General features: G+C 55.7%; 10 protein-coding genes. 4 read left to right on the top strand and 6 right to left on the bottom strand.

Annotated elements, in window-relative coordinates; genetic code table 11:
- Positions 1-51: 51 nt before the first annotated feature.
- The 3 genes from Q31a_RS12775 to Q31a_RS12765 form a co-directional block, all read right to left on the bottom strand.
- A complete protein-coding gene (locus Q31a_RS12775) occupies positions 52-1,305 on the bottom strand; it encodes a S1C family serine protease (protein ID WP_145078150.1) in 1,254 nt (417 codons plus the stop codon).
- An 82-nt stretch (positions 1,306-1,387) separates the two neighbouring features.
- The gene (locus Q31a_RS12770; RefSeq protein WP_231691177.1) at positions 1,388-2,692 is read right to left on the bottom strand and encodes an NAD(P)/FAD-dependent oxidoreductase; all 1,305 of its coding nucleotides are present in this window, start codon (positions 2,690-2,692) and stop codon (positions 1,388-1,390) included.
- 43 nt (positions 2,693-2,735) lie between these two features.
- Entirely contained in the window at positions 2,736-3,014 is a 279-nt protein-coding gene (locus tag Q31a_RS12765) for a hypothetical protein (RefSeq protein WP_145078148.1), read from the bottom strand.
- Positions 3,015-3,579: 565 nt separating this feature from the next.
- Between Q31a_RS12765 and Q31a_RS12760 the strand changes: the two genes are divergently transcribed.
- Both Q31a_RS12760 and Q31a_RS12755 read left to right on the top strand, forming a co-directional pair.
- On the top strand, positions 3,580-5,349 hold the full coding sequence (locus Q31a_RS12760) for a SulP family inorganic anion transporter (protein ID WP_145078146.1): 1,770 nt from the start codon (positions 3,580-3,582) through the stop codon (positions 5,347-5,349).
- Positions 5,350-5,524: 175 nt separating this feature from the next.
- Complete coding sequence (locus tag Q31a_RS12755; RefSeq protein WP_145078144.1) at positions 5,525-8,026, top strand: sodium-translocating pyrophosphatase; 2,502 nt, start codon at positions 5,525-5,527, stop codon at positions 8,024-8,026.
- Between the two features lie 65 nt (positions 8,027-8,091).
- Here the strand turns inward: Q31a_RS12755 and recQ are convergent, their stop codons facing one another.
- Positions 8,092-9,945: a DNA helicase RecQ gene (recQ, locus tag Q31a_RS12750; protein WP_391575322.1), complete on the bottom strand. Its 1,854-nt coding sequence runs from the start codon at positions 9,943-9,945 to the stop codon at positions 8,092-8,094.
- Positions 9,946-10,056: 111 nt separating this feature from the next.
- Positions 10,057-11,067, bottom strand: a complete 1,011-nt coding sequence (locus Q31a_RS12745; protein WP_197356787.1) for an AraC family transcriptional regulator — start codon at positions 11,065-11,067, stop codon at positions 10,057-10,059.
- 1,009 nt (positions 11,068-12,076) lie between these two features.
- Here Q31a_RS12745 and Q31a_RS12740 point away from each other — a divergent pair.
- Positions 12,077-12,655 carry a dihydrofolate reductase gene (locus Q31a_RS12740; protein ID WP_145078140.1) on the top strand — a complete coding sequence of 193 codons (579 nt, stop codon included), beginning with the start codon at positions 12,077-12,079 and terminating at the stop codon, positions 12,653-12,655.
- Between the two features lie 79 nt (positions 12,656-12,734).
- Here Q31a_RS12740 and Q31a_RS12735 read toward each other — a convergent pair whose 3' ends face one another.
- Complete coding sequence (locus Q31a_RS12735; protein ID WP_145078138.1) at positions 12,735-14,591, bottom strand: esterase/lipase family protein; 1,857 nt, start codon at positions 14,589-14,591, stop codon at positions 12,735-12,737.
- A gap of 337 nt (positions 14,592-14,928) precedes the next feature.
- Here Q31a_RS12735 and Q31a_RS12730 point away from each other — a divergent pair, with 337 nt between their 5' ends.
- The gene (locus Q31a_RS12730; RefSeq protein ID WP_145078136.1) at positions 14,929-15,957 is read left to right on the top strand and encodes a glycerophosphodiester phosphodiesterase family protein; all 1,029 of its coding nucleotides are present in this window, start codon (positions 14,929-14,931) and stop codon (positions 15,955-15,957) included.
- The last annotated feature ends 36 nt before the right edge of the window (positions 15,958-15,993 follow it).

Below are 15,993 nucleotides of genomic sequence, written 5' to 3'. Positions count from 1 at the left end.
CTAGCAACTCAGGCGGAAGACCAGGTTTTAACGGTCGTGCCCGCCCTCGCTCTACTCAGGATTGCCCAGCGTGACCGGCACTTCTATCTGCATGTTCTGCCGAATAATCGAGAGCCGTACCTGGTCGCCAGGCCGCTTGTCTTCAATGCATGCCAATAGATCGTCCGCGGTGCGGACCGGTTGACCGTCGACTGCTTGAATGAGGTCCGCATGCGACGGATCAACCGTTTTCTGTTCGAACGTATACCCGCCTTGGCTGAATCGCTTGGTGACTAAATTGAAGCCTTGCAAACCAGCTTGGGCAGCTGGACCGTCGGGAGCCACGACAACAATCAGCAGCCCCTGCTCCTTTTCAAACACCCGCGTGATTCCAATTGTGGGTCGAACAACCCGCCCTTGCGACACCAGCTGGGGAACGATGCGGTTTAGTGTCGATACAGGAATCGCAAAACCAACTCCACTGCTATCGCCGTCACTGCTCATAATTGCCGTGTTCATACCAATCTGCTCGCCACGAGTGTTGAGCAGTGGTCCCCCGGAATTGCCTTGATTGAGGGAAGCATCGATTTGAATCAGCGAGCGCATCGCGCGGCGGTTGCGGGAGGGAATCTGTCGATTGAGACTAGAGATCATGCCGGTGGACATGCTCCGCTCAAGTCCAAAGGGGTTGCCGATCGCATAGATCCGCTGCCCCACACGCAACTGTTGAGAATCGCCCCACGCGACGGGAAAGAGCTGTTCGGGGGGAGCAGCAATTTTGAGTACGGCAATGTCGGTATCGGGATCCGTTCCGACGAGTACCGCTGGAAATGCCGAGCCATTAAACAGGCTGACAGTAATCTCTCGAGCGCCATCGACGACATGAAAGTTAGTGAGGATTAACCCCGTTTGATCCAAGACGGAGCCGCTGCCAGAGCCTTCGCGAATAGCCAACTGCTCGAAGGAATTGGCCTCTACCGAACGCGTTGAAATGTGCACCACGCCCAAATTGCAGTGTTCATAGACGGCAATCGCCACCCGCTCTTGCGGGAGCAGGCCTTGCGGCAACTGCTCCACCAGCTGATGGGGAAGGCTCTGCTGCTGAGTGGGAAGTACAGGGGTTGCGTTCGTAGTGACTTGAGTTTGGCCAATCGGCTGCGACAACTGCTGTTGGGCCGCAAGTTGCTCAATTGTCCCAGGAATGGACCAAGCCAAGATCAAGCACCATCCGAACAAGATTGGGCCGATACGACGATCCCAATTCCTCCAGCCCTGCGGGCCGAGCAGGGTGGGAGAGCCTGCACTGCGTGAGCAAATCTGTTTCATCTGCCGAACCTCTCGCGGTGGTAAGGGAAGGACTCAATGAGAGCATTCTTATCACGAAAAGCGGTGAGAGGGCAAGCGGTTCTTAGCCCGAGGTCTTGGGCGTCCGATCTTCAATAATGAGTCGAGCACTGCGATTGAATGTGATATAGTTCCAGGCCCATTGCATCAGAATCAAGACGCGGTTCTGAAATTGGACGATCAACATGAGGTGAATGGTCAACCACATGATCCAAGCCAGCAGGCCACAGAACTGTCGCTTGCCGATCTGTGCGACCGCAGCGGCGCGGCCAATGGTAGCCATGGAGCCCCGATCGTAGTAGGAAAAGGGTTCTGAAACAGCTTTGCCTGCAATTTGACTAGCGATGGCGTTTGCCACGTACCGCCCCTGTTGAATCGCAACGGGCGCCAAGCCGGGGAGGGGACGACCATTGGGCCCGGGGCAATTGGCCAAATCCCCGATTACAAACACGTTTTCCTGCCCTTCTACCCGCAGTGAAGCGGATACGGGAACTCGTCCGGCGCGATCGAGTTCTACCTGGCAGGTTTGAGCGAGCTTCTGCCCCAGTGGGTTTCCTCGCACACCCGCTGCCCACACGACGTTCTGGGTCGCAATCACACTCTCACCGGTGGGCCCTGACAAGTGAACCTGTTCGGGCCGGACATCGGTGACTTTCGTCTGCGTGAGTACCTGGATCCCCAACGACCGTATCTTGGCTTCGGCACGACTGCACAATTCGGCCGGATAGTGCGCCAAGACATGCTCCGCGGCCTCAACGAGCAAGATTTTTGCGTCTTGAGGGTTGATCTGCCGAAAATCGTGCTTGAGCGTATGGCCGGCAATTTCGGCAAGCGCACCAGCCAGTTCCACGCCCGTGGGGCCCCCCCCAACAACCACGAAGGTCATCAGGGCTTCACGCCGGGCAGGATCAAGCTCTCGTTCAGCGGCTTCGAAAGCGGAATAGATGCGGCGGCGGATCTCGGTCGCGTCTTGCAACGTCTTCAAGCCAGGCGCCATCGGTTCCCAGGCATCATTCCCGAAGTAGCTGTGCGTAGCACCTGCGGAGACAATCAGAAAGTCGTAGTCGATTTGGCCATCAGCGAGGTAGAGCTTTTGCTGCGCAACGTCAAAATCCACAACTTCCGCCATGATCACTTGGCAGTTTTTCTGGCGTCTCAGAATGGAACGCAACGGCGTGGCAATATTCGCCGGGGACAAGCCACCGGTGGCCACCTGATACAGCAACGGTTGGAACAGGTGATAGTTTCGCTTGTCCACCAACGTGACCTGGACGCCGGATCGCTTCAAGCGTTTGGCGGTCTCAAGCCCCCCGAAACCGCCACCCACGATCACGACGCGTGGTGGCGTTCCCTGCACATGCTTGTCCACGGACTTCCTTCCCTAGCAATCTGGCTGTGGTTGGTAAGGCTCACTAACGTTCCGCGATGTATTTGACGGTCTTGACCACATCGCCCAAGGATGGACGAGGGGTCCCACGATAGTGCGCTCGCCGGACAGTATTGCCATAGAAATGCAATGGGCGATAGGGGCGTTCCAAAATATCGGTGGCGTTGGTGACCTGTCGATCTACGCCACGCTTGAGCACATGGTTCGTCCAAGCTGGTTCGCCAGCACTGCAATTCGCAGCCAAGCCAGAGGATAGGCTAAGTAGCAGCGCTAGGGTCGAAGGGACAAGGATTTTAGCAAACATCAATCTCTCCTCTCAAAATCATCGGTGGGGATTCGCAGCAGGCGTCGTTCTGGCGGATTGGCACACTCGGCTAGCTGGTTTGTGAAACGTAGCACAGAAATATGCGATTCCGCACAAAGAGTTCTCGGCACGTTAGCCACAACCAATTCGGAAAACCCAGCCAGCTTGCCCCAAGTGGAAAGATCGTTGCAATCCAACAATTTTGCGAATAAATCGCCGAGTTCTGAATTCTGCGCCAAGCCGTCTTAAGGATGGAAACCTGCACTTACAGGTGGAATGCCTTGCCTCCCCGTGCTCTTAGCGGCAAGCACGAAACCGCTAGGACGCTAGCTGCCCGCCAAGAGCGAGAGTGTCGCCTCCGGCGCATTGTCCCGCGTCGGCAATACTGCATTGACCGAATCCCTCTTCTCACTATAGTCCGACCTGAGAAGTGTTGATAAACGGTCTCGCCTCGCGTCACAGCGGGCAAGCTTTATCAACGAAAACTAAGACAAGAACGCTAGAGGAACCCTCGCTTCCTCTGCCCCCCAACGCTTGGGTGCGGCCTTACACTTTTGGATTCCCAATGCTGAATTTTTTTCGCCAACAATCGGGTTCGATCAAGAATGATGTTCTCTCGGGATTGACGGTTTCCCTGGCACTCGTGCCCGAGGCAATCGCCTTTGCATTCGTGGCAGGTGTCTCGCCCTTAATCGGACTCTATTCAGCATTTTTCCTTGGACTGATTACCGCCATCGTTGGAGGCCGTCCCGGAATGATCTCTGGCGCCACCGGTGCCATGGCCGTCGTTGTGGTGGCCCTAGTAGCCCAGCATGGGGTGGAATACCTCTTTCCCACCGTCATCCTCTGTGGACTATTGCAAATGGCTGTCGGCCTTGGTCGACTAGGAAAACTAATTCGGATGGTCCCGCACCCTGTGATGCTGGGATTCGTTAATGGATTGGCCATCGTCATCGGCATGGCACAACTCGGAAGCTTCAAGACGCTATCGGCGAGCGGTACCTTGGTCTACCTCACCGGCACACCGCTGTTGATCATGTTGGCTCTCGTGGCACTAACGATGGCGATCATCTGGTTACTCCCCAAACTCACCACGGCGGTACCAGCATCGCTGGTAGCCATTCTGGCTGTTTCTTGTTTGTCCTTAGCAATCAACAATGCCATGAAGACGGAGTCGGGCGACAACGTTCTGGCGACGGTTGGAGATATGCTGCGGACCAATACCCAAGCAGCAGCGTTGAATCCCGCGCCAGCGCACGGTCATGCACAAGTTCCCACGGAAACTCCTCAAGGCGATGAGCAAGCCGAATCCCCGCAGAGCCTGCTAGTGAGTCTCAATGTACCAGCGCAATCCACCACGGATCCGATCGTGGAGGCCGAAGGCAAAGCCGAGCCCGCGGAAGTTGCAGACGTTGGAATTAGCGGTGGACTCCCGACGCTCTTTTTCCTAGAGCACGAGCTAGTCCCCTTCAATCTAGTTACATTATGGATCATCTTTCCCTATGCCATTGTTCTGTGCGGCGTGGGGTTGATCGAGTCGCTCATGACGCTAACCCTGATCGATGAAATTACAGAGACCCGTGGCAAAGGTAATCGCGAGTGTATCGGTCAGGGTGCAGCCAACTTGGTCTGCGGTCTGTTCGGCGGGATGGGTGGTTGTGCGATGATCGGTCAATCATTGATCAACGTGAACTCTGGAGGCCGTGGGCGTCTGTCGGGTATCACAGCAGCTGTTTGCCTGTTGGCCTTCGTGCTCTTCCTAGCCCCGCTGATCGAGCAAATTCCTATGGCAGCACTCGTGGGCGTCATGTTCATGGTCGTAATTGGGACCTTCGAGTGGGCATCGCTGAAGATGTTCCGACGCATGCCTCGCAGCGACGTCTTCGTGATGGTCTTAGTGGCGGGTTACACGGTCGTCATGCATGATCTCGCATCCGCTGTGATCCTGGGAGTTATCGTCTCAGCCCTCGTTTTTGCCTGGCAGCACGCCACGCACATGGGCGCCGATGTGAAGCACAATGAGTTCGGCAACAAGATCTACCAACTACACGGTCCGCTCTTCTTTGCGTCGGTATCCTCATTCAAAGACATGTTCGATGTCGCCAACGATCCCGATGACGTCGTCATTGATTTCTACTACACGCGAGTCTACGACCAATCGGGACTGGAAGCGATCAATTCTCTGGCGGAGAAATATGAGAGCCTTGGAAAGCGTCTCCACCTAACGCACCTCAGCAAAGAGTGTCGGACACTACTGGATAAGGCGGGAGATTTGGTCGAGATCAACGTCTCGGAAGACCCTCAATATCACATTGCAACCGACCGCCTAGCATAACGGCTTACCGGCGGTCGTCGATCGCCTGGACTCGGCTGGCTGGAACGCGAGCCGATTCCACCTGAGCGGTTCTCCAGGTTCTTTTTGTCGCTCACGCCCCCGGGACGTGCCTGGACATGTTATCTTTCTAGATGCAGCTGGAAAACGCCTTGCTCATCACGGAAAGATATCAACTATGGACGTCCTCGTCTGGATATTTGCGTTGGGTGCATCGACCTTGGCTCTGATGCAAGCGTTTGCATTTTATCGATGGATGATGACTTGCGATGAGGGAACCGCTGAAATGCGGAGCATCGCTGCCGCGGTTCGAGACGGCGCCAATGCCTATTTGCGGCAACAGTACTTTGTCGTAACAGTCGTGTTCTTGGTCATCGCTGGCCTCTTGTCCATCGCAGCGTTCGGATATGGTTTGCAAAGCAAATTCGTCCCCATCGCGTTTCTAACGGGCGGATTCTTTTCGGGACTAAGCGGCTGGCTCGGCATGAAGACCGCCACTCAGGCCAGTTCGCGCACGGCTGCCGCAGCTCGAAGCTCGCTCAACCAAGGTCTGAAAATTGCGTTCCGTAGCGGCGCGGTCATGGGCCTGACGGTTGTTGGCCTGGGTTTGTCCTACATCACGATCTGGTTCGGAGTGCTCTACTGGGGATGGCCGTTGGTAGTCGGTGATGAACACAAGCTGTCGCTCGAAGCCATCACAGTCTCCATGCTCTGCTTCGGGATGGGGGCCAGTGCCCAAGCCTTGTTTGCACGCGTGGGAGGCGGAATCTTTACCAAAGCAGCCGACGTGGGCGCCGATCTGGTAGGCAAGGTCGAGCAGCATATGGCCGAAGACTCGCCGCGAAACCCAGCTACGATCGCCGACAATGTGGGCGATAACGTCGGAGATGTGGCAGGCATGGGAGCCGACCTCTACGAATCGTATTGCGGCTCCATTCTCGCGACGGCTGCACTGGGTGTCGCCGCTTTTGCCAGCCCCACTCTAATACCAGGCTTGAGCGAAGAGGCGCGGCAGGCAAATCAGTTGAATGCGATCTTGCTCCCGCTAGCCATTTCAGCCACCGGAATTCTGCTGTCCATCGTCGGAATCTATCTGGTCCACACGAGCGAAGATGCCAATCAAAAGTCCCTCTTGGCGGCACTAGCGCGAGGCATCAATAGCTCCACCATATTGGTATGCGTTGCGACCTTGGCACTATCGGGTTGGCTCATGCCCCAAGTCCCAGGTACCATGATCTTGGGAGTGATTCCAGGAGTTGCCTTGAGTGTGATTATTGGTCTAGCGGCGGGCTGGCTGGTAGGAAAATTCACGGAATACGCCACCAGCGACCACTTTGCCCCCACTCAGAAACTGGCCGAACAGGCACAAACGGGACCAGCCACGATCATCATCTGTGGGATCGCCGATGGCATGGGAAGTGTATGGGCTCCCGTGATGATTATCGGAACGGCTACCATGGCGGCCTTCGGTTTTGCTTGCGGGTGGAACATGAACGACCCCCACTATTTTGCCTTAGGCCTCTACGGCGTCGGTATCGCCGCGGTGGGCATGCTCAGCACTTTAGGCATCACATTGGCCACCGATGCCTATGGGCCGATTGCAGACAATGCCGGCGGAAATGCCGAGATGGCTGGTTTGGAGCCGGCGGTCCGAGCACGCACCGATGCCCTCGATTCCCTTGGAAACACGACGGCGGCCACGGGAAAAGGCTTTGCCATTGGATCTGCCGCGCTGACCGCCCTGGCCCTGCTGGCCGCCTACGTCGAAGAGGTTCGAATGAGCTTCGAACGCTGGGGCGATTCGCTCGTGACGCAAATTGCTGAGGATGGATTTTATAAAGTCTCACGTGGCTTTGTCATTGCCCGAGAGGGAGCTGAAACGCACGCCTTCTTGGCCCTGCCCTACCTGGTCAACGACAGCCGTATCCGCGAATCTTGGCAAGCCGTTGGTTTCTCGCAAGGACCTGGGAAAATCCCCCAGGAATTGGTCGAGCTGAGCGAGGGCGAGCATGGTGCTGCGGCCACATTTTCGGCCAGTGGCGGCCAACTGGTGAACGTCGACCTGGCGACGCTCATCGATTTTACCAACTACTACGAAGCGTCAGTGTTAAATCCGAGAGTCTTGCTGGGGCTGTTCCTGGGAGCCATGGCCACATTTGTGTTTTGCGCCCTGACGATGAAGGCGGTCGGTCGCGCTGCCTTTGGGATGGTGGAAGAGGTACGGCGTCAGCTCAGAGAAACCCCCGGAATTCTAACCGGCGAGGTCACGCCCGACTACGCGCGGCCCGTCCAGATCAGTACCAAAGCCGCTCAATTGGAAATGATTTTGCCAGCGGCGGTGGGGCTGTTGACACCACTCTTGACTGGCATGCTGTTGGGGGTGGGAGGAGTAATGGGGCTCCTCGCTGGCTCACTTTCCACCGGCTTCTGCCTAGCGGTATTCATGTCCAACGCGGGAGGTTCCTGGGACAATGCGAAGAAGTATATTGAATCGGGAAAGCTGGGTGGCAAGGGATCGCCGGCACACGACGCGGCCGTGGTAGGCGATACCGTGGGGGATCCATTCAAAGACACCAGCGGTCCCAGTCTCAACATCCTCATCAAATTGATGAGCATGGTGAGCGTCGTGGTAGCTGGCCTAGTGGTGCGTTACAGCGCGGTGGCCGTCGGTTGGCTCTAAGAACGCTTCTCCCCAGCGGCCGGCGGAGCGTCCCTGGAGTTCTCTTATGCCTAGAGTCCCCCAAGCTACGTCTGCTGCCGAATGTATGCTTGAATGGCTCCAACGAACGGCTCCCCAAAATCTTGCAATTTCCGTTCACCGACTCCCTTGAGCAACGCAAACTGGGCTAGGTCCGTTGGACGTTGCCTAGCAATCTCCCGCAGGGTGGCATCCCCGAAAATAATGTAGGCGGGCACGTTGGAGGCGCCAGCCAATTGGCTGCGAAGCTGACGAAGCACTTCGAACAATTCACGATCCACTCCCTCCCAGGAGGCATCTGACAACTTGCTAGCTTGGCGCCGCTTTCGCGTGGGGGCAACGACCGACAGCTGTGGCTCACCGTCACGTCGCAACAAGCGCCGGCCGGCTTCTGGGACGGACAATGTCTGATATTCGCCATTGCGATCCAAGAATCCCTGCTGCACGAGTTGGTCAATCCATACGCGGATCGCGTCGTACCCTTCATCCGCCAGAATCCCAAAAGTACTCAGTCGATGATGCCCCATCTGTTCGATCCGCGCCTCGGTCGAACCGGCCAGCACCTTGGCCGTATGGCTGGCACCAAATCTCTCCTGCTGGCGTAGCACGCATGATAGGATTTTCTGCCCTACGGTTATCGCATCGGCAAGCAATTCGACTTCCCCCAAGCACACGTCACACGCTCCGCAATTTTCCGCTTGGTATTGCTCGCCAAAGTATTCGACGATGGCTCGATGCCGACAGACGGGGTTTACACACAAGGCATGCATCGCTTCTAAGGATGTAACCGCCCCTGCGTCCGTGGTCTGAGAATCCGATTCCATGATCCTCTTCCACGTAGCGAGATCTGCAGTCGAATGGATCAACACACATTCGGATTCCAAACTATCGCGTCCCGCGCGACCACTCTCTTGCTGGTAGTGCTCGATGGACTTCGGCATACCCGCATGCACGACGTAGCGGACATTGGATTTATCGATTCCCATGCCGAAAGCGACGGTGGCCACAATGACATCGGCCTGTTCCTTGATAAACGCATCTTGATGATTCTGTCGCTGTGCATCGGAAAGTCCTGCGTGGTAGGGTAGTGCAAGAATCCCCATCTGCTTCAATTCAGCCGCAGTCCGCTCGACCTCTTTTCGGCTTATGCAATAGACGACCCCAGACTCGCCACGATGCCTAGCGATCACCTCCTTCACCTGCTCAAGCCGACGAGTGGCACGAATCATGCGGTAGGTCAAATTGGGGCGATCGAAGCTACCCACCAGGATTTGAGGCTGCTTCAGAGCCAATTGCCGGACGATGTCCTCCCGTACCGACTGAGAGGCAGTGGCGGTGTAGGCGTGGACCGCTGCTTGCGGAAATCGTTCTTTGAGTACCTTCAATCCACGGTATTCGGGGCGAAAGTCATGGCCCCAGGCGCTAATGCAATGGGCTTCGTCAATCGCGAAGAACGAAACCGACAGCTCCTCCAAGAAATCGAGCATCCGAGCCGTCAGCAGGCGTTCGGGAGCAACGTATAAGAGTTTTATCTGGCCCGCCCGGATTTGCTCTGCAATGAGTCGCTTCTCTTCCGCAGACTGGGTGCTGTTCACAAAGGCGGCTTGAATGCCACACGCATTCAAGCCATCGACTTGGTCTTTCATCAAAGAAATAAGCGGCGACAGAACGACCGCCAAGCCCGGTAGACAGACCGCTGGGGTTTGAAAGCAAAGCGACTTGCCACCACCCGTGGGTAGGACGGTTAAGCTATCCTTACCGCTCAGAACCCTCTGGATCGCCTCTTCCTGTAGGGGCCTGAACCCAGAGTAGCCCCAATAGGTTTGCAGTGCCTTGCGGGCATCGTCGAGCGTTGGTTGCATGGTGCTTAGAGGACGAAGTGAATCTGGGGAGGCGAGCAAAACCCTTTCCAATTAGCGGGGCCCAATCCGAATTCAGCCGAAAGAGGTCGCCATTAGCTTGAAAAGAGCCTGGCGGGATTCTACCTAAAATCGCCCCGTTCGTATGCGACCTCAACCAATTTCTGAAGCTTGAAGGTCTCGAGGCGCCCGCCCTGTCCAACGCCTGTAGGCCGCGCGAAACGAGCGGGCATCGGAGAATCCGAGTCGTTGGGCAACTTCCGCGACAGTCAAACTCCCCGAGCGTAGATAGACATGTGCCATCCGCGTGCGAATATCGTCTACCAGCGTCCGAAACTCGGTACCCTCCGTATTCAAACGCCGCTGAATGGTGCGCGGACTCATTCCCAATTCCCGCGCGACTTCGTTCAAGGTGAATCGACCTCTACGAATGGACTGCCCCACCAGCTCCACGGTTGGGGCCCCCCTATGGGGCCGCTCTTCCAACATCCCCGCAGCGAAACTCAATTGCTCATAGAGCAACGGTTCGTGCAGCGGGGAGCTGCGGTGCAGCTCGAGATGCCCCAGGCACACCACAGTCTGCGGTGCATCGTACGCGACCGGACAACCAAAATACGCTTCCTTTGCTGCCATGGAGCTTCCCGCTGGATGCGCGAACTGCACGAACTTCGGCGCCAGGTGCCCCCCCATGAGACTTCGTGCGCTGGCCACGTAAGCGGCTGCCCAACATTCTGAGAATTGGCTCGCCATTGCCCCTGCCCAGGTATCGTTGGCTTCGAAGATGAGTTCACTGTGCTCCGCATTGGCAATCCGCGAAATCTTGAAATGCGAAGTAGGGTAGTGCGACAATTGTTCGAGAATTTCAAGGGCCGCCGCGACGGTAGGTGCATGACTCGCAACTAGGCCACCGAGACCAATCAAGCACAAATGAAAATTCTTCCCCAATCGAAACCCCAAGTCATCCTCATCGAGGAGGAGCACGAGTCCCTGCAGGAATTTTGGGAAGAGCTCGAGTAACGTGTCTTCATCCAGCTCCTCCAGCCAGTGATCACTGAAGTTCAGTAGGTTGCTGATCGCTCCAGACTCAATCCCCTTCTTTTCGGCATAGTGCATCGAGTAGACATAGGCTAGGCGAACAGAGTTCGTGAGATAGGTCAGGGACATGAACGGATTCTTGAGATCGCAATCGAGTTTCTGAAGAGATCGGATTGGAATTGCCGTAGCACTGGCGACTGGGGACGTGCTACTGCCCACAGGAATTTGGCCACCAGTTGTCTGACGAGTGAACGGTAAAGCGAGACAATGCCTACCGAACCTCAACGATGTTGCAAGTCCGTACCAGTCGTGAGGTGCTCCGAGGATAAACTCAGTTGCAGATGCCACGCGTGGGAGCGCGCAATGCTTCCGGATACGATGCTCTCCCATGGAAAACATCATTCAAAATTGAGCTTATCGTAGAGGCTGATTAGGGGCAATTAATCAAAAAAGGGAGAAGATATAGCGTGGCAACACATTCTCAGCAGAACTAGCGTCGTGCATCTTGCTCGGGGGGCAACCAAGCGGGGAATGTGACCGTAGCAGCGCATTGATATTTGCTGCGTTTGGACAAGCTTAATACGTTCTCTCTGTTCTCGCAATTGTAAATTCATTTCACTGATGAAAAGGCTGGTTACAGACGGAGCAAATAGCTACAGCCTATGAAAGTACGATGACAATCTGCCGCAGCCCCCCATCCAGCGAGAGCATCTCCCGAATTAGGAGTGAACACCATGCCAGCCCCAGGACAGGCAGCGATGGTGGCCCGTTATCCGTTGCGTTCTGGTCCAGGAAACCGTGCGTCCGGCACGTAGCCTAACTGGGCGTTGCTGGACCGAATTCACAAGCTTGTTACCTACTTCCGGGGCCTCGTTCCTGAGGCGCGTCACCGGCGCGCGCCTCAGCAAAAAAATACCTTGATGCGATCCACTGTCGTTTTGGAGCAATCGCAACATACAGCAGTGTGCGCCGACGGTTTTTTCTACTGCAGAAAAATAGTCGGAAGCTAAGCTGCCTGTAGGCCGATCCTTCCACGAGTCGTTTAGAATGGACTGGAGCTGTTGCTTGAGCTCTCGCCGAATTCTTCGGGGGAGTTTGGGCCCCATGGACCAACCGCTCGCTGAAACCGTTCTCTCCATTGACTTTCTATCCATGGGACAGCGTGCCTATCCGTCCCGTCCACTATCTGGAGTCTACCAACATCAGTTCTCTGCAACCGAGTCTCCCGATGATCATCATCTCCGCCATGACCGAGAGCCGCGTGATCGGACTCGGAACTGGGATGCCGTGGGAGGTCCCCGAAGAATATGCGCAGTACCTCAATTTTGTGCGTGGCCAAACCGTGATTATGGGCCGCCGCACCTACGAGATCTTTGGGCAGGATCTGGATAGGAGCCAGATCATCGTCGTCTCTCGCTCACTGCAGTCCGCGGAAGCACAGATAGCGAGTTCCTTCCCTGCGGCAGTTGAGCTGGCACGACTGCGAAAGCGTACCGTGTTCGTTGCAGGTGGAAGCTCGATTTACCAGGCCGCGCTGCCGTTGGCTGATGCGATGTATCTCAGTACGATCAAAGGAGAGTACGAAGGAGACGTTTACTTCCCAGAATTTGGTCCCAACCAATGGCTACTCGCAGAAGAACGTGACGAAGGGAGTTATATATTCCGAAATTTTTTGAGGCCAGGTACTAGCCCACGTGCAGAGGGCGATCCGCGATAAAGCAAGAGCCGCAACGAGTGCATTCAGTCGTAGCTGGCCACGCGGTGCAGGACGCTCGCCCGCTCGCATACAGCTCCAACTAATTTTGGCGATGGGACATTTGCGAATAGGACAAGAGGCTCGGTTGACTATTGGCCCAGTGCCTTTCTAAAAGACAACGCACCTCGTCGACCGTGTCGGGATGTTGATTCAACTTTGAGTGTTCCTCGACAACACAACGCTCGGACCTAGCTCTAAACTCGAACGCACTGTCCACGGGCACAACCCCATCCGAGGCGCCGTACCCTAACGTCCAGCGTCCCGTACCCACGATCGAATGGAGGACGACGCTGTCTTTGATGGGGAGCCAATCCGTGGCTTTCAACAATGGACTTTGAGGATTCAGAAGATCGATGCTCGTTGGAACTCGACGCTGAACTTCCCTGGAAAAGACTCCTGGATTGCATGCAAGCAATTGCTGATAGGCCTGCTTCCTGTCCGCCGACTCCTCTACCAATGCAGATCCTATCTTTCCGACCAAACGTCGGGCGTAAACGGAACCGCGATGGGGTGTTCCGATAAAAACGACCCGAGTCACTGCCGGATTGGGTTCAAAATAGAAGGAGTTGCGGAGCTTATCCCGAGTATCTGGCGGACTCACAACTTGTTCTAACGGGCAATTTGCGACTGCATCCCAAATGAGATCCTCACTCGACGTAACTTGCAGTTTGGCAATCAGCCCCCCCATACTGTGTCCAACGAGCATGATGTTGGATAGCTGTGGATCACTGCAGCTGGGATCGAAGACCTCTCGCGCGGCCCGTAGTTGTTCACGCAGTTGAGCTGCGGTAAAGAAAAATGACTCGCCCGTCGGATATTCGTAATACCAGATCTGGTAGCGATCGACGAAATCTGGAGACGCCTGCAACTCATTGGTCATCTCGGCCCAAGTAAAGGGATCCGACAACAGACCATGAATGAAGACAACTGGAATTTTCCCGGGCTGGTACGGTTCGAGAGTGATCAGCCTCCCGTTTCCCGTGCGCGTCCCAATCGAAATAAAGTTGGCAAGATAGTCCTGCGGCGTATCATCCAACCGATAGATCAAGGGAGCAGAGGTGTCCCGCGCAAGTGGAATGTTTTCCCCCAGTCGTTCCACACAATGCACGCGTAGAGGATCATAGAAGGCTAATTCCCAACCTGCCGCACAAGCCTGGCCGGCACCTTGACCATCGCCTGGAAGGCTTCCATCGGTGAGCGCGCTCGAGTCCAAGAAGCTCCGTGGCTGAAGGACTAGCGTAGCGGCAAACACGGGGCGGTCTACTCCGAAAGGTCGGCCACCAGAGGAGTCGCCTTCCACAACCAGTGGAATACCAGCGCCAGAGCAACGATGAAATTGCCTGAGCCCGCTGCTGCCATAGTCTCCCACTAATTCGAGCGTATCAAAGTCACTCGGCTCCCAGACAAAGCCATGGTGGGAAACCGGAATCGTGGTATCTTCGCCGTCGCGCTCAATTTGCAAACCACTCTGCGGCAGCAGTCGCTTGAAACGCTGTCCGGTCAGGACAATCTTCTGAAGACAAGAACGATGCAGTTCACGAGAGCGTTCCGTGGTTTGAATCCCCGCCCCCAATGTCAGAATAGCCACTTCAAAGTACAAGTCGACACAGGAAGTCCAGCCATAATGCTCGTGCTCTTGTGCGGTCGAATAAAGCGATTCCGCTTCCGCCAACGCCGATTGCGGATCAATCGTATCCACAAAAACCGGCTCACTTACCACCGGCAGCGGCCAACGAGTGCGCACCGCCGAACACCCCGGCATGATGCACAAACATGCAAGCCAGATAACGATCAGATTGTAGGTAGCAGGCTGAGCGGACACGATTCGTCTCGCGAGGGCGACTTGGCGGTTTAGTGTTAAGTCGACGCCTGCGGGATGTCCGCTGCACGATTTCATTGACGGGGCAACTCTGACAATTGGCGCGAAAAAGCAGAAACTTCCACTTGCACCTATAAAACAGATCACGCCGCCAATTATTGAGGTACGGACACATCTCCAGCCCACAGTTAAGAATCCATCCAATCCCAATCGCCCAGGGGCAGTACAATCGCGATGCTCAGAAATGTTCGGTATATTAAATCGGAATGAGCAAAGAAGGGAGCGGGCGATAAGCGCTTGAACGCTGTTTCGGCTTCGTGTTAGGAAAAATGGTCCACTACGACTCGCCCGGTTTTCTGGCTCGCAAGAAATTTAATGTTCTGAATCTTGGGTTCAAACTCTAGGGTATTCGTCCATGAAAGCCAACTTCACGAAGTTCCGCCACCGCTCAGGGCACCCTGCGATTCAACCTCGAAGGAAGGCAGTTGTTCGAATTGCCATCGCCTTCCTCGCCGTTTCACAGCTACTGCTCGCCTTGCCGCCGACCACGCTGGCTCAATCGTCAGCAACGGACTTCTTCGCCATCAAGTCGAACAGTTCGCAAGAGTTGCAGGAATTGCTGGCCTACACAGGGCAACGCCTTCCCGTGGTCAGCGCTCATCGTGGCGGCCCGACCGTGGGCTATCCGGAGAACTGCATTGCCACATTCGAACACACTCTAAGTGGAACTTTCTCCCTGTTGGAAATCGATCCGCGACTAACGGCTGATGGTGAAATTGTCCTCCTGCACGATTCCACATTGGACCGCACCACGACCGGCCACGGTCCCGTGAGCAATTTCACCCTAGCTCAACTGCGCAGCCTACGCTTGAAGGATCCAGAAAACAATCTAACCGAGTTCCCAATCCCAACGCTCGACGAAGTCCTTGAGTGGGCCCGAGGTCGCACCGTGATCATCCTCGACCAGAAAGATGTGCCGATCGAAGCCAGCATCAGAAAGATCGAGGAGCATCATGCTGAGGGATATGCAATGTTGATCGTCTCCCGCCTGGCAGATGCGCAACGCGTGCACCAGTTGAATTCGAAGATCCTCATGGAAGTGATGATTCCGACTCACGCCAAACTGGAGCAATTCCGTAAGTCTGGAATTCCGTGGGGCAATTTGGTTGCGTTCATCGGGCACACGCCACCACAGGATGCAGCGTTGATCCGAGCGATCAATTCCGCTGGTGTGATGTGCATCGCCGGGACGTCCCGGAACCTGGATCGGGAACTCCTCGATGCCGGCTCGCGCACCGAACTGAAATTGCAGTATCAGCAGATGCTCGAATTTGGTGTCGACCTGCTGGAGACAGACCTGCCACTGGATGTCGCAACTCTAGTCTATCCCGGCACCCCCATTCCCGACCGATGTTCAGGCATACTTGTGGTTGAAAAACGGTAGGCAACGGCACGAAAAGTAGCATTGGTCAACGGGACA

It is taken from the genome of Aureliella helgolandensis, assembly GCF_007752135.1.
Taxonomy (GTDB): Bacteria; Planctomycetota; Planctomycetia; order Pirellulales; family Pirellulaceae; genus Aureliella; species Aureliella helgolandensis.
Note: the sequence above shows the minus strand (reverse complement) of the source record. Positions and strands in the feature narration are given on the sequence as shown.

What these genes read in the sequence shown, in the direction of transcription:
- Q31a_RS12775 (WP_145078150.1), bottom strand. Translation starts at nt 1,305, where the DNA reads ATGAAACAGATTTGCTCACGCAGTGCAGGCTCTCCCACCCTGCTCGGC.
- Q31a_RS12765 (WP_145078148.1), bottom strand. Translation starts at nt 3,014, where the DNA reads ATGTTTGCTAAAATCCTTGTCCCTTCGACCCTAGCGCTGCTACTTAGC.
- Q31a_RS12760 (WP_145078146.1), top strand. Translation starts at nt 3,580, where the DNA reads ATGCTGAATTTTTTTCGCCAACAATCGGGTTCGATCAAGAATGATGTT.
- Q31a_RS12755 (WP_145078144.1), top strand. Translation starts at nt 5,525, where the DNA reads ATGGACGTCCTCGTCTGGATATTTGCGTTGGGTGCATCGACCTTGGCT.
- Q31a_RS12745 (WP_197356787.1), bottom strand. Translation starts at nt 11,067, where the DNA reads ATGTCCCTGACCTATCTCACGAACTCTGTTCGCCTAGCCTATGTCTAC.
- Q31a_RS12735 (WP_145078138.1), bottom strand. Translation starts at nt 14,591, where the DNA reads ATGAAATCGTGCAGCGGACATCCCGCAGGCGTCGACTTAACACTAAAC.
- Q31a_RS12730 (WP_145078136.1), top strand. Translation starts at nt 14,929, where the DNA reads ATGAAAGCCAACTTCACGAAGTTCCGCCACCGCTCAGGGCACCCTGCG.